This is a genomic window from Gemmata algarum (genome assembly GCF_034097035.1).
Lineage (GTDB): Bacteria > Planctomycetota > Planctomycetia > Gemmatales > Gemmataceae > Gemmata > Gemmata algarum.
In genome coordinates this window covers 1-21,075 of sequence record NZ_JAXBLV010000034.1, presented here as the reverse complement: position 1 = coordinate 21,075, position 21,075 = coordinate 1, and the positions used below count along the sequence as shown (strand labels likewise).

The following is a 21,075-nucleotide window of genomic DNA, read 5'->3' as shown; positions in this document are numbered from 1 at the left end:
GGAGCCGCCGCCGCGAGTATGGCCCGTTGCCAATAGGGTTTGGGGGCTCGTGAGACGTGAGCCTGATTGACCGCCACCCAACTGGAGTGCAAATCCGCCCCGGTGGAGCGGCCGTCTGCAAACCGCTCAGCGGTATCGATAGCGGTCCGATACGGCTCGCTTGAGGTGCTCTCCCGAACCGCCCGACACAACGCACAGCAAAAAAGCCGCAACTTTCTCCTACTCATCGGAGCGCCGAGTAGCCGCAGCATGTGGAGCGGGTTCTCAAGCGCTAGCCACTCCGCTTCGGTCATGGCTTCACTCCTTTCCCAGCACCAAGTCTACCACCCAGCACCCGCGCACGTGCGGCCCCGGCCCTTGGCAGTGCGAACGGATGTCGTCGGAATCGCACCCGGCTTCCTGAAGCGCGTCCGACAGGGCCGGCATCCCGTCAAAGTTGCGGGATATATACATCTGGGCTGCGATCGCAACCGCGGTGTCGGTGCGCCACTCCGGGGAAAAGGCGACGGGGCGAAACGGGTTGCCGAAGATGTCGCGAAAAATGGCCGTCACGGCTTGACTGGTTTCCGTCCCCGTTCCCAGAGACGTGGCCGCACGGATCACGCAATCCGGGCCGTGCAGCGCGTCGGTCGCGGTGCCGATGGTTTCGCCGGCCGGGTAGCGCCCGCCCGGTTCCGATGTGGCGTAGTGCGCAGCCATCTGTGCTTCCCACGCTGGCCCGGTCGGTAGTTCCATAGTACCGAAAGGTGTTTCGACGACCTCCTCTCCCGCACCGACCGGCACGGGCAGGCTGCTCACGACCGCATGCGCTTTGGCGAGCGCGTTGGCACCGACCCGCCCATCCGCGTAAGCTTCAGCAATGACCACCGCGTGACGACAGGCAGCGGACGGGAACGTGTCCCAGACGAGCCGACAGACCCCGCATGTGAACAGCTTTAACCGCCTCTCAAGTCTCTGGTACCGAGGCGCCTGCGGGTGGTGTTGGAGGAAGCTCTGGAGCGCCACCCGGTCGTCGCACGCCAGCCATTCAGCTTCGGTCATCAGGCCCCCTCTGGAACCGCCCTCAGCACGACCGATGCGCCACCGGGTGCGGCCCCGCCCCGACTCAGTAACCTGCCCACGTATTGCCAGCCCGGTGCGGCCGTTGTATAGACAGGCGACCAGCAATTACCCGGCGTTATGGTGTATGCGCGAATCAAACAGGAGGATGGCGGAATGGCTGATCGATCACGTCGTGCGTTCACGCTCGTGGAGTTGCTTGTAGTGATCGCCATCATTGCCGTTCTTATCGGCCTGCTCCTGCCGGCGGTGCAAAAAGTTCGCGACGCGGCACTGCGGTTGGTGAACGCCAATGCCATCAAGCAGGTCGCCCTTGCCTCTCACAATTACGCAAGTGCTAATCAAGACAAGTGGCCGAGTGTCGATGGCAACATGCACTCGACGGGCGGATATTCTGTCATGTGCATCCTTGGGCCGTTCCTTGAAGCGGACCTAAACCACCCTCCAAAGATGATTCGATTTCGATCTGACCCTTCTCTTACAGTCACCCTACCTGCTCCACTTTTCCCGACGAGTGAGTCGCCCCAGGAGAGCGCGACGAGCATCGCCTTCAACCCCCGCGTGTATTCCGGCGGTCGGTTCTCTGCATCGATTCCTGACGGTTTATCGACGACTATTGCGATCACTGAGCACTACGGCTCTTGCAGCCACACCACGTTCTACTGGAAATATAATGGATCGGTATGTATGGATGGATCTGGGAAGATAATCCCGTGCGAATCTGGAGTTCCACGTCGAGCGACCTTTGCGGATTCGCCTATGTTTTTCGATGTTCGTCCAGAAACGACTATGGGTCAGGGTGGCGCGGTTTCTGTTGGAAGCTTGCCACTGACCTTCCAAGTTCGGCCGACGTTTGAAAAATGCGACCCACGAATTCCGCAATCGTCGTTGTCAGGCGGGCTCCTCTGCGGCCTGGCCGACGGAAGCGTCAGGTTCATAGGCGAAAACACTAGTCACACAACATTTTGGGGCGCAGTCACTCCCGACAAAGGTGAAATTGTCTCTTTAGACTGAGTGGCGCCGGGGCGACTAGCTTCAATCAGTCGCCCCGAGAAAAGAATTCCGACTTCTGTGCGGTCCGCATTTTCAGGAATGCGGCGCGAGCCGCACGGCGGCAGAATCGTGCGACTCAGATTATTTATTGAGCCGGCGCAATTACCCCTTCCGCATCATCTCGATGAGTGCGACCACGAACGCCGGTAGATCCTCGGGCGTGCGGCTCGTGATGACGTTCCCGTCGACGCACACCTCCTGATCGACGTACGTGCCGCCGGCGTTGACCACGTCGTCCTTGATCGAGTGGAAGCACGTCACCTTCCGGCCCTTCAGGCCGGTCGTACTGCACAGCACCCACGGGCCGTGGCAGATCGCCGCGACCGGCTTGTTCTGCGCCAGCGCGTCGCGCACCAGCTTCAGCATCGGCTCGCTGCGGCGGATGTAGTCCGGCGCGAACCCGCCCGGGACCACCACCGCGGCGAAGTCGGCCGCGTGCGCGTCCTTCGCCGCCAGCGTCGCCTTCGCGGGGTAGCCGAGCTTGCTCGGGTACGTCTTGCCCGCCTCGGGGCCGACCAGTTCCACCACGCACCCCGCCTCGCGCAACCGGTACACCGGGTACCACACTTCCATTTCTTGGTACTGCTGCTCCACCAGCACCGCGACCCGTTTTCCGGTCAGGCTCATATCGCGCTCCGTCGTTCGAGGGCGGGCGAACAGGAAGTGTACGCGGCGCTCACTTCAACCGCACCCGGACGAACAACGGCCAGTACAGTTCGGCGTTGTTGACGACCGGCCCCAGGTCGAACGAGTTGACGACATACGAGATCACCAGTTCGTTCCCGGTCGCGAGGTGCGGGTGCGCCTTCGCCGCGTAGCTGAACACCCGCTTGTCCTTTTTCATCTCGGGGCACGTGTACAGCAGCACGGGGTCCGACCACGGGCCTTCGGGGGCCGGCGCGAACCGGCCGACGATGCGGTCCGAGAGGCCGTTTTCGGTGTGGACTAACGCGTATTGCTTGAGGCCGGGAAGGTAGCTCACGGAGAGTTCGACCGCGACTTTGTCGGCCTGCCCCGTGGCGTCCTTCGGGTCGGCCGTCCATTCGCCGTTCGTCAGGAACCGCCACGCCTTGAAGTCCGCCAGCTTGTCCCTGGGAACGCGGGCGGTGAGCAGCTTCCGCACCGGGAACGGCTTGCCCGGCGTTTCCTCGTAGCCGTAAACGTAGGCGAAATCGCCGACCGTCAGCACCGCCGAGCCGAACGCCCACTTGCGCTTGCCCGTCAGGTCCGCGAACGGCACCTTGGTGTACTCGGGCTTCCACGTGAGCGGGTCGGCGTCCGGCCGCGCGACCGTGCCCAGCCACAGGTCGAAGCCCCGGAACCCGAACGCCCCGGGGTCGCTCGTCTTCTCGAACCGGGGGAGGAAGACGTGCAGTTTGTCGTCCGCCGCGTGCCCGGCGAACTGCCAGAACCACCCTTCCCCGTCCGGCGGCGTAAAGAGCGCGGCGGGCTTGCCCTTCGCCCCCTTCTGGACGGCGAACGTGAGCTTCCGATCGGAGCCGGTCCCGTCCTCGACGCCGACGGTGTTGTTGACCAGTTCCACGTCCTTGCGTTTGCCGTCGCGGACGGCGCCGACCCAGGTGTCGCTGAACAGCCACAGCGCCCGCTTCTCGCCGAGCGAAACGGAGAACGCGCCGTCGCCGCCGACCCACCCGTCCTTCTGGCGGAACGAGGCGGTGAGTGCGGCGTCCGGTTCGGCTTTGACGACGGCCGGCGGCGCCGGGGGCGCGCCGAGGCACACGAGTAGCAGCGCGATCACTTCTTCTCGCCCTTCTTGGTGAAAATGACGACGTGCTGCCACGGGAGCGTGCCCACGGTTTTCGTGTGCTCCAGTTCCGGGAACACCGCGGCCTCCTTCAGCACCTGCCGCTCGCTCATCTTGTGGACCAGTTTGATCGCGACCTTGTCGTCTTCCAGCCGGAACTCGACGAACACCAGGCGCCCGCCCGGCTTGAGCGCCGCGACCATCTTCTCCGTCATCTCGTAGGGGAACTCGAACTCGTGGTACACGTCCACCAGGAGGATGAGGTCCACCTGCCCCGCGGGCAGCTTCGGGTCGGCGGCGGTGCCCTTCACGGTCTCGACGTTCGTGAGCTTCTTGTCCTTGGCTTTCTTGGTGACGATGTCGAGCATCTCCTGCTGGATGTCCGACGCGATCACCTTCCCCTTTTCGCCCACCCGCGGCGCCATCATGAACGTGTGATAGCCGCTGCCGGCGCCCACGTCCGCGACCACCATGCCCTCCTTGAGGTCGAGCGCCTTGATGAGCTTTTCGGGGTCTTCCTCCTTGATGCGCTCTTTGCGTTCGAGCCACCCGGCAGCCTGAAAGCCCATGACGTGCGCGATCTCGCGGTCGAGGTAGAACTTCCCGATCCCGTTCGGGTCGTGCTCCTGGCGGTACTCGTACTTCGGCTTCTCGCGCGGCTTCTGCGGTTCGTCGGCGATCCCGACCGCGCACGCCAGCACGAACGCAACACCCCCAGCCAGTACGCATCGCATCACACGCCCCTCACAGCCCGCAGTTCCGGTCTTGCGCATCGTATCCGCTACCGCGCGAAAAATCCGCGCCCTCGTGTTGACAATCACCTTGCGTCGCGCAAGATCGAAAGTGTACAAAATATCACTAATCAACCCGTACCGGGTGCGCCCGGTGCCGGGTCGAAGCGTTCCGTTGCCGCGCCGGGTTTCCGGCCTTATCCCGTTGCGGTCCAATAAAGAAGGTGACGGCCCCATGTCGCACTGGATGAGTTACACCTCTTACTCTCCGTACTTCGACGGCGGCGACATGGCCGATGACGAGGTCGAGTTCCTGCGCGCGATCGCCGAGTTTCAGAAGCGGTTCGGACGGCGCTACCCGACGTGGCTCGAAGCCCTGCACGTCGCGCGCTGTTTGGGATACCGCAAGGTGGCGGCCCCGGTGCCGATCGAGCGCCCGTTACCGCCACGCCAAGAAAAGGGGACGCCCAAAACGCCGACTGGCACCGACTGACGGGGCGAAGCCTGCCCGTCGGCACCAGTCGGCTTCTGCGTGGTCGGTGCTGGCGTTGTGAGGCGGCGGCCGTAAAATGCGTGTACCTTCCCACCCTGAATGCCCGAATGCGGCTCTCCCGATCACGACTGACCAACGCCCTCCGTCACATGGTGGCGGTTGCGGCACTGTTGGCACAGGTGATCGCAACCACCGGGGCGCCGGTCGTTGTTCGCCCTGCGAAGGGCGGGACGGGGGCGATCCCATTTCCGTGCCAGAGCCACCCGTGCGGCTGTCAGACCAGCGAGCAGGGCTGGGCCGGCGACTGTTGCTGCTTCACGCTCGAACAGAAGCTCGCCTGGGCCGAAGAACGCGGGATCACGCCGCCGGAACACGTTCGCCCCGCAGTCGCGGCGCGACAACTCGCCCGCACGAGTAAACAGACCTGCTGCACGAAGAACACGAAATCCTGCTGCGAGAGCGCCCCGCACGCGGACGGCGAGCACGAATCCCAGGCGAGCAAGCCGGTCGTCCGGTGGGTCGCGGGGATGTTCGCGCAGAAGTGCCGCGGCGAAGGCCCCAGCGGACTGCTCAAGCTCGAACTGATCTCGGTTCCCGCGCGGCCCGTGGAGCCGCGCGGGGCGTTCGCCCTGGCCGATTCCGTCCGTGAACCGGTCGTCCACATCACCCCCGTCTCGTTCCGCCCGCCGACCCGGCCGCCGCGAATCTCCTGACGTTTCCGTTGCTTTCGTTCGCGACCCGCTCGCCCCGGAACCGCGCACACCGACCGAACGTCCGTGTCGGCTCGTACCGGCACGTCCCGCACGTACATCAGGAGATTCTCACCGTGAACAAGCGTTCCGGATTTACCCTCATTGAATTGCTCGTCGTGATCGCGATCATCGCGATCCTCATTGGCCTGCTGCTGCCCGCCGTGCAAAAAGTGCGCGAGGCGGCCGCGCGCATGAAGTGCTCCAACAACCTCAAGCAACTCGGCCTCGCGATGCACAATCACGAGAGCGCGCTGGGCGTGTTCCCGCAAGGTCGCAACGCGTACCCCCAGGTCGTGTCCGCCCCCGCCCGGTTGCTGGCCTACGTCGAGCAGGACAACCTGCAACGCCTGGTCGACCCGAACGGCACGCTCGCGGTTGGCGGTCAGAACGACACCGCCGGGAAGAACCGCGTCGGACTGCTGGTGTGTCCGAGCGACCCGCAGAACGGCCAGGTGCCCGGAAGCGTGTACTTCGGCACCAACTACGTGGCGTGCAACGGCACCGGCGTGACGTTCGACGCCACGGGCAACGTCGCCGCGTTCCTGAAGATCGGCGAGGGGAACGGGGTGTTCGCCCAAACCCCCACCCGCATCGGCGACATCACCGACGGCACCTCGAACACGGTCGCGTTCAGCGAGAGCCTGCTCGGCAACGGCGCCGCAATCTCCGCCCCTCCGAGCGATCCGCAAACGGTTCGGCTCGCGGTTCTGGAGGTGAGCGGGGGGAACGATCCGACGCCCGCGGACTGCAACAGCGGCAACGGCACGTGGAACCCGCGGCGCGGCGAGCAGTGGATCAACGGGCACTACGGGAACACGCTTTACAACCACTACTACGGCCCGAACCCGTCCGGGCGGTGGGACTGCGGCAACGGCAGCCACAACAAGGGACTGGCCGCGGCCCGCAGCGCCCACACCGGCGGGGTGAACGCTCTTCTGTGCGACGGCAGTGTGCGGTTCGTGCGCGACACCGTCGACCTTGCCGCGTGGCGTGCGGCCTCGACCCGCGCCAGCGGCGAGGTCCCCGGCGAGTTCTGACCGACGACGCGCGGGCCGGGAGCCGTATGGCACCGCCCGTCCTACCCCCGCACACCAAAGAGCCACACTAATGACGAAGCGTTCCGGATTTACCCTCATTGAGTTGCTCGTAGTGATCGCGATCATCGCGATCCTGATCGGCCTCTTGCTGCCCGCGGTGCAAAAGGTGCGCGAGGCCGCCGCGCGGATGACGTGCCAGAACAACCTCAAACAGCTCGGGCTGGCCGCGCACAACTACGAAGGAGCGATGGGGCAGTTCCCGGCCGGGGCGACGCAGAACGCCAGCCAGTGGGCGTTCTCGTTCCAGGCCCAGTTGCTGCCGCACGTCGAGCAGGACAACCTCCGTAAGCTGGTCGATTTCACGCAGGCCATCACACTCGGGAGCGGCGGGTCGCAGACCCTCAACCCCGTTCACGCCACGCCCGCGAAATCGCCGGTCGGCCTGTTCCTCTGCCCGTCCGACGCGGGGCCGGTCCTGTACCAGAACAACTCGGCGGACTGGACGCCGAACAACTACATGGTGAACATGGGCACCGGCGTGACCGTGCAATCGCTGGCTAACGCGAACGACGGCATCGTCTGGTACACGTCCAAGCTCCGCATCACCGACGTCACGGACGGTACGTCGAACACCCTGCTGATGGCGGAGGCGCTGCGCGGGAACAACATCCAGACCGAGCCCGCCTCGGCCCCAATCGACCCGCTCCGCCAGTACGCCAGCTTCGGCGGCCAAGGCGCGCTGCTCGACGAGGCCACGTGCGCCACCGCCACCCGGTGGGCCGGGAACCGCGGGCGCAGTTGGCTGTGGGGGCGCGAGTTCAACGTCTGCTTCACCACCACGCACCGGCCGAACCAGCGAGCGGCCGACTGCGCCCGGAGCGGGGCCGGGTTCTACAAGGCCGCGAGCGCGCACACCGGCGGCGTGAACGTGCTGCTGTGCGACGGCAGCGTTCGGTTCGTCCGCGACGCCGCGTGGCGCGCGGCCTCGACCCGCTCCAGCGGCGAGGTGCCCGGCGAGTTCTGACCGTCCGTCGGGCGGTCGTAACGACCGCCCGGCATCTCCACCGCTCAACACAAAGGATTCAGCCGATGATCGCGACAGCACCGGACGCCCGCCCCGGCTGGGCGAAGTACGCCGTTCTGCTCGTCCTCGCGGCCTGCGGCCTCGGGGGCGGGTTGTACCTCGCGGGCGGGCCGCCCGAACCGCCCCCAACGGCCGGGGAAGCGGTGCCGCCCACCGTCCCGTGCCGCTTCGCGCTCAGCGCGGCCGACGCGAAGGACACGCTCGAAGCCCCGGCGCTCGCCACCGACGCGGGCGGGCGGGTGTACCTCGCGTGGGCGTCCCGCACCGGCGACGACGAGCGCACCCTCAACCTGGCCAGTTCCGACGACGGCGGCCGGCACTTCGCCCCCGCGCGGGCGGTCGCGCGGTCGGACGTGTTCAAAGCGGTCTCGCAAATGAAAGGTAAGACCGTCACCCGCGAGCTGCGCATGGTGCCGCACCTCGTCGCCGCGGGGCCGGCGCTGCACCTCGCGTGGACCGAAACGGTGCCCGGCGGGAACGGCGTGCGCATGGCGGCGGTCGAATCGCGGGACCGGGGCGACACCTTCGGGGCGCCGGCTCAGGTGCATCAAGGGGCCGGGGCACGGCCCACCTTCACCGCGCTCACCGCCGGCCCGGACGGGGCGCTGCTCGCGTCCTGGCTGGACAACCGGAACAAGGCCCAGCAGTGTTTCGCAGCCGTCCGCCCCGCCGGCGCGGCCGCGTTCGAGCCCGAAGTGGTCGTCCACACCGGGGACGATGACAAGGGTGTGCGCCCGTGCTGCCCGACCGCGAGCCTGATCGCACCGGACGGCACGGCTTACGTTGCGTTCCGCAACGTCGCGAACGGGTACCGCGATATCGCGCTGGGCGTCAAGCGCCTGGGTGCGAGTTCCTTCGACGTGGTCCCCGTGATACCGCCGACGTGGGCGTTCAACGGGTGCCCGCACGACGGTCCGTCGCTGGCGCTCGTCGGGGACACGCTCCACGTAGCCTGGATGGACTCGCGCACCGGCTCGCAGCGGTGCTACCACGCTTCCGCGCGGCGCTCGGATCTGAAATTCGCCGCGCAAGAGTTGAACGCGGGCGCGGGCGGCACGCAGGGCAACACCAAGTTGTTCGCGGACGCCACGGGCACGCTCCACGCCGTGTGGGAGGAGAGCAGCGGTGCGGAACCGGCTCCCGCACCCAAACACCAACACGAGCCCGTCGCGCCGACGGTGGGGGCCGGCGGCGGGCGCGCGATCATGCACCGCGCGATGCCGCCGGGGGCCGCACAGTTCGGCGCGGTGCGTGCCGTTGCGCCGAAGGCCGGCGCGTTTCAGACGCGCCCCGCAATCACTGGCACCCCGACCGGAGAAATCGTGGTCGCGTGGAACGAACTCGACGAGAGCGGCAAGGCCGTAACGGTCGTGCCGCTCGCAGGGGCAGGAGCAGTGAAATGAAACGGCTCTCGTTCCCACTGCTTGCCGCGGCGTTGCTGGTCGCGACCGGCGCGGTCGGGTGGGGAATCGGCACCTGGCGCAAACGGGCGGTTGGACCCGCACCCGCGCCGACCCAACCCCAACCCGCGCCCGCGCCAGTCGCGGACCGCGGGCCGCTCGTGTACCAGATGTACTGCGCGTCGTGTCACGGCCCGGACGGGCACGGCGACGGCCCCTCCGCCGCCACGCTGCGCCCGCCGCCGCGCGACTTCGCCGCCCGCCCGTGGCGGTTCGCGCCCACCCCTGACGCGATCCGGAGAGTCACGCTCGACGGCATTCCGGGGACCGCAATGGCGTCGTTCCGCTCCCTCCCGCCGGCCGATCTGGACGCGGTCGTTGCGCATGTCGAGCGGCTCTCGGCCGGCGGGGGCGGTTCCGTACAGCCGCTTTCCGGGGACGCACAGTTGCTTGCCGCCGCCGGGTTCACAGACCTCACCGGCGCCGCGCCGCCCCCGCTGTCGCTGCTCGACGCGCGTGACCGCACGACGCGGTTGGCGGACCTGAAAGGGCAGCTCGTCCTCCTGCACTTTTGGGGCACCAACTGCACACACTGCGTCAAGGAGGTTCCGGCCCTTCAACGGCTGGAGCGGGGGCACGCCGGCCGCCTCAAAGTGCTGCACGTTTGCACGGACGCCGACACCCCGGCCGACGCGCAGGCGGTGCTCGACAAGTTCGCCCCGGGCGCGCCCGCTCTCGTCGAGGCGAGCGGGGTCGGGGCCGCCCGGTACGAGGTGCAGGCGCTCCCGACGGTCTGGCTGATCGCCCCGGACGGTACAGCGGTCGGCCGCAGCAGCGGGGCGAAGGACTGGGCCGCCGGACCGCAAACGAAGCTGCTCGCCCGGTGGCTCCCGCCCGCGAAATGATTGTGATGGCGCGGAACGCGAGCTAGACTGCGCCCGGTGCTCGCGTTGCCCCTTTCCGCCCCTCCGCGCCGAGGACATCATGTTCGGCACGTCGCCCCCCGTATCTCTTGTCTCGTCCGCCCCGGACGAGGTGTATCACCCGCTGGACCTCCCGCCCGGGACCGTACTCGACCGCTACCGCCTCGACTGCGCCATCGGCCGCGGCGGAATGGGCACGGTGTACGCGGCCTGGGACCTCGACGAGGAGCGATGGGTCGCGGTCAAGGTGCTCGGCGGCGCCATTTCCGACCCGACGCTGTTCGGCCGGTTCCAGCGCGAGGCCGCAACCGTTTCTAAACTCAGACACCCCGGCATCGTCGAACTGTACCACGTCGGCCAGACCGCGCAGGCGTGTTACATCGCGATGCGCCAGGTGCAGGGGACGACGCTCCGCGGGTGGCTCAACCGCCAACCACGCGGAGCGGCCCCGCCGCACGCGGAGCCGCAACCGCCCGGGTCGGCCGCGCCGGAACGGCTGAAGGACGCGCTGCGCGTGTGGCGCGACCTGGTTGCGGCGGTCGCCTACGCGCACTCGGTCGGGGTGGCGCACCGCGACCTGAAGCCGGAAAACGTAATGGTCGAACCGGACGGGCGGGTTGTGGTGATCGACTTCGGTCTCGCCCGGTCGTTCACCGACACCACGCTCACCACGCACAGCGGCCCCATCGGCACGCCGATGTACATGGCGCCCGAGCAACTCGGCGGGAACCCCGCGGGGCCGGCGTCGGACGTGTACGCGCTCGGCCTGATCGGGTACGAGTTGCTGTCCCTCACGCTCCCGTTCCGGGGCCGAACGGTCGAGGCCCTGCTGGGCGAAGTGCTGCACAAGCCGATCCCGCCGCTCACGGGGCGCAACCCGGCTGTGCCGCCCGACTTGGCAAACGTCGTCCACCGCGCCACCGCCAAATCCCCCGGCGAGCGGTACGCGGACGCGGGCGAGTTGCTCGCCGACCTGGACCGCCACCTCGCCGGCGCGCGCGTGACCGCGACCGGGTACCGGTACCGTTTCAACCCGATCGAGGTGTTCGCCGCCCGCCCTCGGGGGGTGTCCGCCGCGGTGTACGCGAACTTCGCGTTCGGCGCGTTCTTCCTGATCTGCACCGCGTTCCTGCTGCTCAGCAAGCCGATGAGCAACGACCTGCCCGAGTTCGCCGGCATCGCGGCCGTGCACCTGTTCGCCGGCGGGCAAATGTCGACCGGGTGCCGGTGGGCGCGGGTCGGCGGCTGGTGCGTCGTGTGTCTCACCCTGTGGCTGATCGCGGTTTCGGTGTCCCGCGAGCCGTCCGCGCTGCTGTTGGCGCTCGGCGCACTGTTCTTGACCGTCGCCGCGGCGAACCTGGTGGCACTGTCTTCCCCCCGCGGGCGAGAGTGGTTCGCGCTCGCCCGGGAGAAGCGCCGCGCTTTCGAGCTTGAGCGATCGGGAGCCGTGGCGCCCGGTGCCTGAGCGGCGCCACGGCGGTCGCCGGCACAACCGGACCTCCTGCAACGTCCGTCGGCCCAAAATTGTCTCCGCCCGCCAACGAACCGCCACCGGCCCCGTTGTACCCTGCGAGAGGGACGGAACGGGCGCAAGATTCAGCCGGTGCTGGACAACCGGCCGCACGGGCGGTTAAGGTGGGTGCGGGAGTTGCCGCCGTTCTGTGCGAGTGCGGTCGCGGGGAATCGTGCCCTCGCGGACTGACCGGATCGACGAGCGGGCAACGACCCGAATCTACCCAATCGCCTTGCCTCCCTGATCGCCGGACGAACGACGCGTGACCCGTGAACCGGACCCAGCCCTCCCGGGGGCGGACGGCGAACCGCTCGCCGGTTCCCCTTCCGAACCGCTGTCCGAGGAGGCCGAATGGATACGGGCCGCCCAGAACGGCGACCGGTCTGCGTTCGCGTTGCTCATCGACGCGTACTGGGACCGGTTGTACCGCTGGCTGTACCACCTGACCCGCGACCGGCACACGGCCGAGGACCTGACCCAGGAAACGTTCCTCCGGGCACTGGCCGCGGTGAAATCGTTCCGGCCGGGGAGCAACTTCCGGGCGTGGGTGTTCCGCATCGGGCACAACAACTTCGTGAACCAGAAGCGGTCCGAGCGGCGCACCAAGCACCAGTTGTCCGACGACGCGCTGGCGCCGGAACTGAGCACCGCCGAGAACGCCGCGGAGAACCGCGAGGTGCTGGAAGTGGTGAGCCGAGCGGTCGCGGACCTGCCGTCCGATTTCCGGGCCGCCCTGCTGCTCCGGGTCGAGGAAGGGCTGTCGTTCCGCGAGGTGGCGAAGGTGCTCAACACGACCGAGGAAACGGCCCGGTGGCGGGTGTTCAAGGCCCGCCAGAAGCTAATGAAGGTGCTCTCACCCGACTTGCTTCCCCCCGGCGCGGTGCCGGAAGAGGCGAAAGAAGAAAAGTAGCGGCCGCGAAATGCACAAACGTCTCACGACAGACAACGAACAGTGTTACTAATTGACATTATTCATTCTGCCGCCCATGTGCGTTCTTTTGCGGTCGTGCCGTCCTTGGTGTCGAGATGAACTGTCAGGCCGTTCAGAACCAGATCATCGCTCTGGCAGACCCGCGGCACCTGCCGCCGTCGCTGCTCGCGCACGTCGCCACTTGCGAGGCCTGTCAGGGATGGGCGCGGCACGCCGCGCGGCTCGAGTCGCTGCTCAAACGGTTACCCGTGCCGCCCGCCCCCCGCGACCGAAAAGGGGCGCTCATCGGCGAGCTGATGGCGGCCGATCCGGTCATCCAACCGATGGTTGCGCCGGCGCCCCGCCCGGGTGTTGTAATCTCATTGGTGCGGCTGGCGCGTGAGAACCCGTCCCACATCGGCGGGCTGGCCGCCGCGGTGTTGATTACGGTCGGGATAATGTGGTACGGCACCCGGCCGCGGGCGGTGCCGCACGAGTTCGTGGAGTCGCACGAGCACCCCCTCCTGCGAAAGATGGTGGCCCGCGACGTGGCGCTGACACGCGCGGACGGCCCCGTCAAGCGGCTCGAGGCGCTCGGCGGGATGGCCGAAGACCTCGCCGGCGAGACCCGTGGCATGGCCCGGATTGCCCCGTCCGCGGAGCTGAAAGACTTCGCCCGGTGGTACGATAAAGTGGTGAAGGACGGCATGGTGCGGCAGGCCAAAGAGCTGCCGCTTCACATGGACGCAGGCGAGAAGCGGCGCCTGCTCGATAACCTGAAGGGCCGCCTGGAGGCGGACGCCGCCGAGGCGGACAAGCTGGCAAACGAGGCCCCGCAGGACGCGCAACCGACGCTCAAGCGGATGGCGGACACTGCCCGCGAAGGCGCACGGGAGCTGTCGCTCGCCAAGGGGAAATGACGATGGCCCGCTGGGCATACATCACCGCCGTGTTCGTCGCCCTCGCGGCGTGGGCCGGCGCGCAAGGCCCGGGGACTGCCTCAGCGTCGCTGAGCCCCGCCGACCAGCTCCGGCTGCTCAAAGCGAACGGCTTGCTGATCGACAACCTCGTGGACCACGGGATCCAGTTGTCACGCGCGGACACGCCCGAAGACCGGGCGCAACAGTGCCATAAGGCCGCCCGGGTGCTCGCGAACGCCGCTCAACACGCCGCCGACAAGCAAGAGGCCGAACGGGTGGCCGAACTCACCGGCCTGTTCCACAACGTGGTTCGCGACGCACTACTCCCGACGCTTGCGGACGGGAACCGGCTCGTCACCCCGGGGTCGCCGAGCGAGCGGAAGTTGCTTGAGACCCACGCCGCACTCGTGCAGGACGTGCGCGACCTGAAGGCCGCTATCCCGGCAACCGGGAAGGTCGCCGAAAACGATCGCGTCCGCGCCGAGCTCAAGAAGCTCAATGAGCTCGGGGAAATGAAGCTGCCCGCCAGCCGTCGGCCGAACGACTAACCGCCCGCGGGCGCCGCTACGACAGCTCTCCCTTGGCCAGCCGCTCCATGACCGGGCGCAGTTCCGCGAACGCCTTTGCTCGGTGACTCATCTGCTGCTTCACTTCCGGCGGCAGCTCCCCGAACGTCTTTCCGTACTCCGGCACCAGGAACAGCGGGTCGTAACCGAACCCGCCCGCCCCGCGGCGCTCGCCCACAATGGCGCCGTGGCACCGGCCTTCCACCGACGCGATGACCTTGCCGGTCGGGTCGGCGAGCACCGCGGTGCTGACGTAATACGCCGCCCGGTCGGCGCCGCCGAGGTGCGCCATCTCGCGCAACAGTTTGTCGTTGTTAGCTTGGTCGTCGCCGTGCGTTCCGGCGTAGCGTGCGGAGTACACGCCCGGCGCGCCGCCCAGCGCAGGGACGCACAGCCCGCTGTCCTCACCGATCACCCACGCGCCCAACACCGGCGCGAGCTGGGTCGCCTTGAGGGCCGCGTTCCCGACAAAAGTGTCGGCCGTCTCTTCGACCTCTGGCGCGTCGGGGTAGGGGGTCAGGTCAGTCAGGTCCAGGGGAAGGTCGCCGAGGAGGGCGACCATCTCCTTCAGCTTCTTCTTGTTCCGGCTCCCGAGCACCAAGCGAATCATGACGAATTCCGTTGCAGAAAGAGCGACCCAGAGCAGCAGACATGGTGGCCACAAAAAAGCACAAAGGGCACAAAAGGAAACCAAAGCAAGAGACGAGCTAAATTCGTTATTCGGTTTTCTTTTGTGCCCTTTGTGCTTTTTTGTGGCCACCATGTCTTGAACTACTTCTTCTCTCCGACTGCCGCCGCGACGATGTTGGCCACCTCGCGGCGGAGCGGGCTCGCGTTCCCTTTGTCGTTGGGGTGAACGCGATTCGTCAGGATGATGATCGCCGTTTTCGACCGAGGATCGACCCACACGCTTGTTCCCGTGAACCCGGTGTGCCCGAAGCCCTCGCCCTTCTTGAACCGGTCGCCGCGCGGGGCCGAGAAGCTCGTGTCCACGTCCCACCCGAACGACCGCGAGCCCTTGAGCCCCTTGGCCGCCTTATCGGCCACCGGCACGTCGTGCGGTTCCGTGAACAACTTTACGGTCGCCGCGTCCAGAACGCGCGCGGCGTCGAGTTCGCCGTCGCGGAGCAGCATCCGGCAGTAGCGGACCATGTCGTCGGCGGTGGAGAACAGACCGGCGTGGCCGGCGACGCCGCCCATTTTAAACGCCCGCGGGTCGTGAACCGTTCCCAGGATGATGCCGCCGTCGCGCAGCCCGGTCGGCGCGACCCGCGCATTGAGCGCGACCGGGGGTGAGTAACCGGAGTCGGTCATCTTGAGCGGCTCGAAGACGTTTTTCTTCGCGAACTGATCGAGCGGCGTTCCGCTCAGGCGTTCCACCAGTTCGCCGAGCACGATGAACCCGACATCGCTGTACTTGAACCGCGTGCCCGCCGGCACTTCGAGCTTCAGACCGGCCACCCGCTCCAGCGCCTTGGCCTGCCCGTCGGCGTAATCACGAATGTCGTTATCGGCGGTCAGGCCCGACGTGTGCAGCAACAGGTGTTCGACAGTCACCTTGTCCTTCCCGTTGGCCGCGAACTCGGGCCAGTGCTTGCTGACAAGGTCTTCGGGCTTCAGCTTCCCCTGCTGAATCAGCAGCATGACCGAGGTGCCGGTCGCGACGGGCTTCGTAAGCGAGGCCATGTCGAACACCGCGTCGGGCGTCATGACGGCTTCGTCTGGTTTTACCGACCGGTTGCCGAACGCCTTCCGGTAGACCACCGCGTCCGCGTGGACCACAGCCACGACCGCCCCGGGGCACTCGCCGCGTTTGATCGCACCCGTGACCGCGGCATCGATCTCCGCGAGCTTGGTCTTGTCGAGGTCCGCGGCGCGGGCCGGCTGACCGCCCAAAAGCATAAGAAGGGCGAAGGAAAGATGCGGTCGCAAGACGTATTTTGAACTCATCTCTTCTGCTTCCCTGTGTTCGTTTGGTGCTTTTTGGCGGCCGATCGAAGCTTATTCGATGGACGACAGGAGCCCCTGCATTTCGCCCTGGGCGTGGAAGTCACGGGCGCGACCGGTGACCTCCACCCCGGTGCGCAGCACCGCGGCGGCCTCTTCGGTGCGGTCCAGCCGGACCAGCGCTTGGCCGCACTGTAAGTACGCCGGCACGTAAGGGTTCGCCGCGGTGCGTGCGATCAGGTCGCGGAGAACGTTCACGCATTCGGCGTCGTCGCCGGCGCTGGCGTGTTCCATCGCCAGCCCGTACCGCAAAAAGGCGTCCTCGGGGTCCTCGGCCAAGAGCGCTTCGATCTGCGCCATGCGCGGGGTGCGGGCCATAACGTGTCGTCGCTCCGGGCGAAATCGGCGGCGCGGGAAAAGGTCTCAAGTCGCCGTGCCGTTAACCCTACACTCAAGGGCGCGAAGCGACAACGCGCCGCACAACCGGCACAACCGGCGCACCTCGCCGATCCGGACAATCGTTCTGTTTGCGCCACCGTGCACGCGCGGCGCAGGTGTGCCACAAAGAGGCGCGACGGGCCGTTCCGCGCGCTCGGTGCGTGCAGCGGTTCGGCCGCGCGGGCCGAACTAGAAGCCTGTGCTCGGAAGGATTCCGCCGCTGGCACGGGGGCCACATGGGTTCGGTGACTGTCACCTCGCTACTCCGGTTCGCGCGTCGCCGGCTGCTCGCGCCGGCCGCGCTCTCGGCCGCAGCCGTCGGGCTGGCGGCGCTGTCGCCCGCGTTCTCGGAGCCGCCGCCCACGCTGACCGCGGGCGAGCGCGTTACAACACCGCTCAAGCGCCGCGACCACGTCGTGGACGTGTACGACCGGCTCAAGGCGAGCGTGGTCAACATCCACAGCGAGCGCACGGTCACCGCCCCCGGCGACGACCCCTTCGCCCGGCAGCCGGTCCAGCCCCAGCGCGTCAACGGCATGGGCACCGGCATCGTGGTCGACCCGCGCGGCTACATCCTCACGAACTTCCACGTGGTGGACGACGTGAACAGCCTGCGGGTGCGGTTGCACGACGGCGCCGGGTACCAGGCCCGGATCATCTCGACGGACAAAGAGGCCGACCTCGCCCTCATCAAGATCGAGCCCGGCAAGGCGCTGCCGGTGATCGGGTTGGGCACGTCCTCGGACCTGATGGTGGGCGAATCGGTCATCGCGATCGGCAACGCGTTCGGCTACGAGCACTCGGTCACCGAGGGGCGCGTGTCGTTCAAGGGCCGCGACGTGTCGCTCAACAAGGACATGGGCTACAAGGGGCTGATCCAGACCAGCGCCCCGATCAACCCCGGGAACAGCGGCGGCCCGCTCCTCAACGTGCTCGGCGAGGTGGTGGGGGTGAACGTCGCGATCCGGGCCGGGGCGCAGAACATCGGCTTCGCGCTGGCGGTGGACGCCGTCATCCCGCGGGCCGCCGACCTGATCGGCGTGCGCCGCCGGCTCGGCGTGCGCCACGGGCTGACGCTCCGCGACCAGGTGACCCGCGAGGCCACGGAAAGCGCGTCGCGGCGGATCGTGACCGTCGAGCACGTTGAAGCCAACTCGCCGGCCGCCGCCGCCGGGTTCAAGCAGGGCGACGTGCTCGACCAGATCGACGACATCAGCGTGGCCACGTCCATCGACTTCGAGCGCGGGCTGATCGACCGCGCCGTCGGGGCCAAGATCCCCGTCAAGGTGAAGCGGGCGGGCGTCCCCACGGACCTGGAGGTGTCGCTCCAGCCGGCCCCGAAGGTGGCGCTCGCGGCCCCCGATTCGGTGTGGAGGAAGCTCGGCCTGAAGGTGGCGCCGGTGGGCGCGGACGCGGTCGCGAAGGCGAACCCGCAGCTCCGCGGGGGGCTGCTGGTGACGGAGATCGCGGCCGGCAGCGTCGCCGCGACCGCCGGCGTCCAGAAGGGCGACGTGCTGGTCGGCCTCCACCTGTGGGAGACGCTCAACATCGATAACGTGACGTTCGTGCTGAATCACAAGGATCTAACCACGTTCCTGCCGCTGAAGTACTTCGTCGCACGGGACGGCAAGCTGAAAGACGGGCTCATCACCAACGTGCCCTGATCGAACACGGTCGGAAGCACCCTCCTCGCGCCGCCTCGGGTCTCGCCACCCGGGGCGGTGTTTTTCCGCTGGTATGTAGAGCCTCAAGTCGCTCCACACAAACGAGTTACACCGCCCTGGCAGCTACTTCCGGCGCTCCAGTTTGAGCCGCAGGTACGCGGCCTGACGCATCCGAACGTCCGTCGGCGCGTCGGGGTCGAATTCGAGCGGCAACTGCTCCTTCGCGAGGTACTTCAGCACCTCGAACGCCCGCGTCCGCAGCGTCGCGTCGCGGCGCTCCAGCGCTTCGAGCAGCAGCGGGATCGCGACCGGCCCCCGGGCGACCAGTTCCACCATCGACGCCTTCAGTGTGCGGTCGTCGGCCAGTCCCTCGACCGCGCGGCGGAGCTTCTCCAGTTCCAATGTCGCGGCCAGAGAGCCCGCCTTATGAACGGTGGCCGGCGGCGGCGTGTCGGTCCCGAACGGCGACGGCGGGGCCGGCAGCGCGGCCGGGAACGCCGGTGGGGGCGTCACGGTCGATGCCAGCGTCGGGGGCGGGGGGGCCGTTGCCACGCTCTCCGCCTGTTGCGCGCGTGGGGACGCAGCCGGGGGCCGCGACACCGATAACGGGACCGCCGAAACCGACGGCCTGAAGACCGGCGTCGCGACACCCGAGTCCGCGCCCTTCGCCGCACGCTGCGCGTCGAAGTGCCGGGTGAACTGGTCCTCCTCGAACGTGCGGCCGAGGTACGAATCGACCGCAACCTTGTCGTTGACGAGTTCCAGCGGCGTGCCGCGGGTCACCACTTTACCGGCGGTGATGAGGTACACGCGGTCGGCCGTGCGGAACACCTCGCGGACGTTGTGGTCGGTGATCAGGATGCCGATCCCGGCGTCGGCCAGTTCGCGGATGTTGGCCCGGATGTCCTCGGTGGTGATCGGATCGACCGCGGCGAACGGCTCGTCGAGCAGGATCAGGAGCGGCTCGCACACGAGGCACCGGGCGATTTCGAGGCGCCGCTTTTCGCCGCCCGAGCAGCGCCCCGCGGTGCTCTTGCGCACCGTGTCGAGCTTGAACCGGCTCAGCGCCTCGTTGGTGCGCTGCCACCGCTCGGCCCGGGTCAGCCGGCGGCCGAGCTTGCGGCTCCGGGGGAGCGCCTCAAGAATCGCGAGCAAGTTCCCTTCCACGCTCAACTTGCGGAACACGCTGGGCTCTTGCGACAGGTACCCCATCCCGCGCCGGGCGCGCTGGTACATCGGCAGCGTGGTCACGTCCTCGCCGTTGAAGGTCACTTTCCCTTCGTTCGGCTGGACCTGACCCGTTGCCATGCGGAAGCTGGTGGTCTTACCGGCACCGTTCGGCCCCAGCAGGCCGACGATCTCGCCCGCGTTCACGTTGAACGACACGCCGTTCACCACGGCTCGACTGCCGTAATACTTGACCAGCCCTTCCACTTCGAGCAGCGGCATGCGCGCGGTCCCCCGACTGAGTTCGGACGCGGTGATTACCCGAAGCGGGTGGCCCACGCAAGCGGGAGTGAAAACGGACCCGGCTCCTCGTTTCGACCGGATTCCGCCGTCGGTCTGATTCACGGCCCGGCTGGTGTCTATTTCTTGTGGCACAGACATTCCTGTCTGTGCGGCCTTATTGCGCTGCACAGACAGGAATGACTGTGCCACGAAGACAAAACCCAAAACAGACACCACCAGACGGACCATCAATGAGCGGAGGTCCGTCTCGCGTCCCCGGAAGAAGCGACAGCGGAAACAAGCCGCACCCCGTACCCCGAATTAAACCTTGCAGGCATATCATCTTACGCCATCAAACCGTGTGGCAACTTGGCTCCCTTCGGCCGGTCGCCTGTTCCGCATCTGCGGATTGTGCGGGCGATTCTTGGGTAGCGGAACGGTAGCGAATGAGTAGTTCGGAGGTAGCGACCCGCCAGTTCCTCGCCCGCGAATGTCCCGTCGGCACCCCAGTCGATTCTGCTGTACCCCCCGTTACACCCCACGCCCCCGAGTGCTGCCGGGACCGCTTCCGGCGGTCGTGCCCAGGAAGTTCGGCGGTAGTGCGCGGGTAGCGACCGATCCATTCTCCGCCCTGCTGGGCTTCCATCGTGGTAGCTCCGGGGTAGTGCGCGGGTAGCGGCGGCAGCGAAGTGCCAGCTCCCCGCAGCAGTTTCATCGGCGCCTGACTCACGGTCCGGCTGGTGGTGTCTGTTTCTTGTGGCACCGACATTCCTTCTCTATGCCACAAAGACAGAACCCAAAACGGACACCAACAGCCGGTTCGTGTATGAGCCGGGCAGTGGACTCCGCTGCCCCCTGCCCTGGGAAGGCGCAGGCGCCGGTCAGCGGCTCCATAACAGTCCTGATGGCAAGACGGCGCCGGTGCGCCCCGGGGCCATTCCGTGTGTGTGTAACGGGGCGGGCTACGAAGACCCTTCCCCCAAGGGGAAAGGGGCTCAACGCAAACGGACTCATCCGAATCACGCATTGCGGGAGCACGAAATGCCGAACTCCACACCCTGGGCGAACCCAGGGTCGGGGTTCCGGAACGGGCAGATCATCGTGTTGCGCGTCATACTACCCTGGCCCGGCTTGTACCCCGGGCGCGCCTCGCCGAATCTCTCTTCCAGCACCTCTAACCGCGATACGTGCGCGAGCAGGTACTCGCGCCAACCCTCGCCGGAACGACTCGATCTGTGCCGGAACCACGCCTGAAGCGCCGGGTGGCCCGCGCGGTTCACCCCGACGACGTGCGGCTCGACGGTACGCAGGCCCGGTGCGTTGCCGTGAGCGTAGTGGAACCGGGCTCAGCAGGCGGCCGTGGTTGTGCTG

20 protein-coding genes are annotated in these 21,075 nt (G+C 67.4%); 12 read left to right on the top strand and 8 right to left on the bottom strand.

Going from position 1 to position 21,075, the window contains the following annotated elements:
* Positions 1-297 precede the first annotated feature (297 nt).
* A complete protein-coding gene (locus R5W23_RS04985; protein WP_320685377.1) occupies positions 298-1,041 on the bottom strand; it encodes a hypothetical protein in 744 nt (247 codons plus the stop codon).
* A 174-nt stretch (positions 1,042-1,215) separates the two neighbouring features.
* Between R5W23_RS04985 and R5W23_RS04980 the strand changes: the two genes are divergently transcribed.
* Complete coding sequence (locus R5W23_RS04980; RefSeq protein ID WP_320685376.1) at positions 1,216-2,073, top strand: prepilin-type N-terminal cleavage/methylation domain-containing protein; 858 nt, start codon at positions 1,216-1,218, stop codon at positions 2,071-2,073.
* 141 nt (positions 2,074-2,214) lie between these two features.
* Here the strand turns inward: R5W23_RS04980 and R5W23_RS04975 are convergent, their stop codons facing one another.
* From R5W23_RS04975 to R5W23_RS04965, 3 genes are read right to left on the bottom strand one after another with little or no spacing between them, the layout of a single operon-like run.
* Positions 2,215-2,739 (bottom strand): type 1 glutamine amidotransferase domain-containing protein, encoded by a 525-nt coding sequence (locus R5W23_RS04975; RefSeq protein WP_320685375.1) that lies wholly within the window; start codon positions 2,737-2,739, stop codon positions 2,215-2,217.
* A 49-nt stretch (positions 2,740-2,788) separates the two neighbouring features.
* The gene (locus R5W23_RS04970; protein ID WP_320685374.1) at positions 2,789-3,871 is read right to left on the bottom strand and encodes a DUF4185 domain-containing protein; all 1,083 of its coding nucleotides are present in this window, start codon (positions 3,869-3,871) and stop codon (positions 2,789-2,791) included.
* Positions 3,868-4,611, bottom strand: a complete 744-nt coding sequence (locus R5W23_RS04965) for a class I SAM-dependent methyltransferase (protein WP_261188238.1) — start codon at positions 4,609-4,611, stop codon at positions 3,868-3,870. The genes R5W23_RS04970 and R5W23_RS04965 overlap by 4 nt, the downstream gene beginning before the upstream one ends.
* 232 nt (positions 4,612-4,843) lie before the next feature.
* Here R5W23_RS04965 and R5W23_RS04960 point away from each other — a divergent pair, with 232 nt between their 5' ends.
* The 10 genes from R5W23_RS04960 to R5W23_RS04915 all read left to right on the top strand — a co-directional run bounded on the left by R5W23_RS04960 (position 4,844) and on the right by R5W23_RS04915 (position 14,188).
* Positions 4,844-5,101: a hypothetical protein gene (locus tag R5W23_RS04960; protein ID WP_261188237.1), complete on the top strand. Its 258-nt coding sequence runs from the start codon at positions 4,844-4,846 to the stop codon at positions 5,099-5,101.
* Positions 5,102-5,208: 107 nt separating this feature from the next.
* The gene (locus R5W23_RS04955; protein WP_320685373.1) at positions 5,209-5,814 is read left to right on the top strand and encodes a hypothetical protein; all 606 of its coding nucleotides are present in this window, start codon (positions 5,209-5,211) and stop codon (positions 5,812-5,814) included.
* Between the two features lie 113 nt (positions 5,815-5,927).
* Positions 5,928-6,890, top strand: coding sequence for a DUF1559 domain-containing protein (locus tag R5W23_RS04950; protein ID WP_320685372.1), 963 nt, complete (start codon positions 5,928-5,930; stop codon positions 6,888-6,890).
* Between the two features lie 70 nt (positions 6,891-6,960).
* Positions 6,961-7,914 (top strand): DUF1559 domain-containing protein, encoded by a 954-nt coding sequence (locus R5W23_RS04945; protein ID WP_320685371.1) that lies wholly within the window; start codon positions 6,961-6,963, stop codon positions 7,912-7,914.
* Between the two features lie 65 nt (positions 7,915-7,979).
* A complete protein-coding gene (locus R5W23_RS04940) occupies positions 7,980-9,377 on the top strand; it encodes a hypothetical protein (RefSeq protein ID WP_320685370.1) in 1,398 nt (465 codons plus the stop codon).
* The gene (locus tag R5W23_RS04935) at positions 9,374-10,279 is read left to right on the top strand and encodes a c-type cytochrome (protein WP_261188234.1); all 906 of its coding nucleotides are present in this window, start codon (positions 9,374-9,376) and stop codon (positions 10,277-10,279) included. The genes R5W23_RS04940 and R5W23_RS04935 overlap by 4 nt, the downstream gene beginning before the upstream one ends.
* A gap of 79 nt (positions 10,280-10,358) precedes the next feature.
* Positions 10,359-11,762, top strand: coding sequence for a serine/threonine-protein kinase (locus tag R5W23_RS04930; RefSeq protein WP_261188233.1), 1,404 nt, complete (start codon positions 10,359-10,361; stop codon positions 11,760-11,762).
* A gap of 310 nt (positions 11,763-12,072) precedes the next feature.
* Positions 12,073-12,720 carry an RNA polymerase sigma factor gene (locus R5W23_RS04925; RefSeq protein ID WP_320685369.1) on the top strand — a complete coding sequence of 216 codons (648 nt, stop codon included), beginning with the start codon at positions 12,073-12,075 and terminating at the stop codon, positions 12,718-12,720.
* A gap of 116 nt (positions 12,721-12,836) precedes the next feature.
* Positions 12,837-13,640: a hypothetical protein gene (locus tag R5W23_RS04920; RefSeq protein ID WP_261188231.1), complete on the top strand. Its 804-nt coding sequence runs from the start codon at positions 12,837-12,839 to the stop codon at positions 13,638-13,640.
* A gap of 2 nt (positions 13,641-13,642) precedes the next feature.
* Positions 13,643-14,188, top strand: a complete 546-nt coding sequence (locus R5W23_RS04915) for a hypothetical protein (protein ID WP_261188230.1) — start codon at positions 13,643-13,645, stop codon at positions 14,186-14,188.
* A gap of 16 nt (positions 14,189-14,204) precedes the next feature.
* On the opposite strand, the gene rdgB is transcribed toward R5W23_RS04915, so the two are convergent.
* The 3 genes from rdgB to R5W23_RS04900 form a co-directional block, all read right to left on the bottom strand.
* Positions 14,205-14,816, bottom strand: coding sequence for an RdgB/HAM1 family non-canonical purine NTP pyrophosphatase (gene rdgB / locus R5W23_RS04910; protein WP_261188229.1), 612 nt, complete (start codon positions 14,814-14,816; stop codon positions 14,205-14,207).
* A gap of 161 nt (positions 14,817-14,977) precedes the next feature.
* Positions 14,978-16,156 carry a serine hydrolase domain-containing protein gene (locus R5W23_RS04905; RefSeq protein ID WP_320685368.1) on the bottom strand — a complete coding sequence of 393 codons (1,179 nt, stop codon included), beginning with the start codon at positions 16,154-16,156 and terminating at the stop codon, positions 14,978-14,980.
* Between the two features lie 51 nt (positions 16,157-16,207).
* Positions 16,208-16,531 (bottom strand): hypothetical protein, encoded by a 324-nt coding sequence (locus tag R5W23_RS04900; protein ID WP_320685367.1) that lies wholly within the window; start codon positions 16,529-16,531, stop codon positions 16,208-16,210.
* A gap of 296 nt (positions 16,532-16,827) precedes the next feature.
* On the opposite strand from R5W23_RS04900, the gene R5W23_RS04895 reads away from it, so the two are divergent.
* Positions 16,828-18,255, top strand: coding sequence for a trypsin-like peptidase domain-containing protein (locus R5W23_RS04895; protein WP_261188226.1), 1,428 nt, complete (start codon positions 16,828-16,830; stop codon positions 18,253-18,255).
* Positions 18,256-18,378: 123 nt separating this feature from the next.
* Here R5W23_RS04895 and lptB read toward each other — a convergent pair whose 3' ends face one another.
* Complete coding sequence (gene lptB, locus R5W23_RS04890; protein ID WP_320685366.1) at positions 18,379-19,704, bottom strand: LPS export ABC transporter ATP-binding protein; 1,326 nt, start codon at positions 19,702-19,704, stop codon at positions 18,379-18,381.
* Positions 19,705-21,075 lie beyond the last annotated feature (1,371 nt).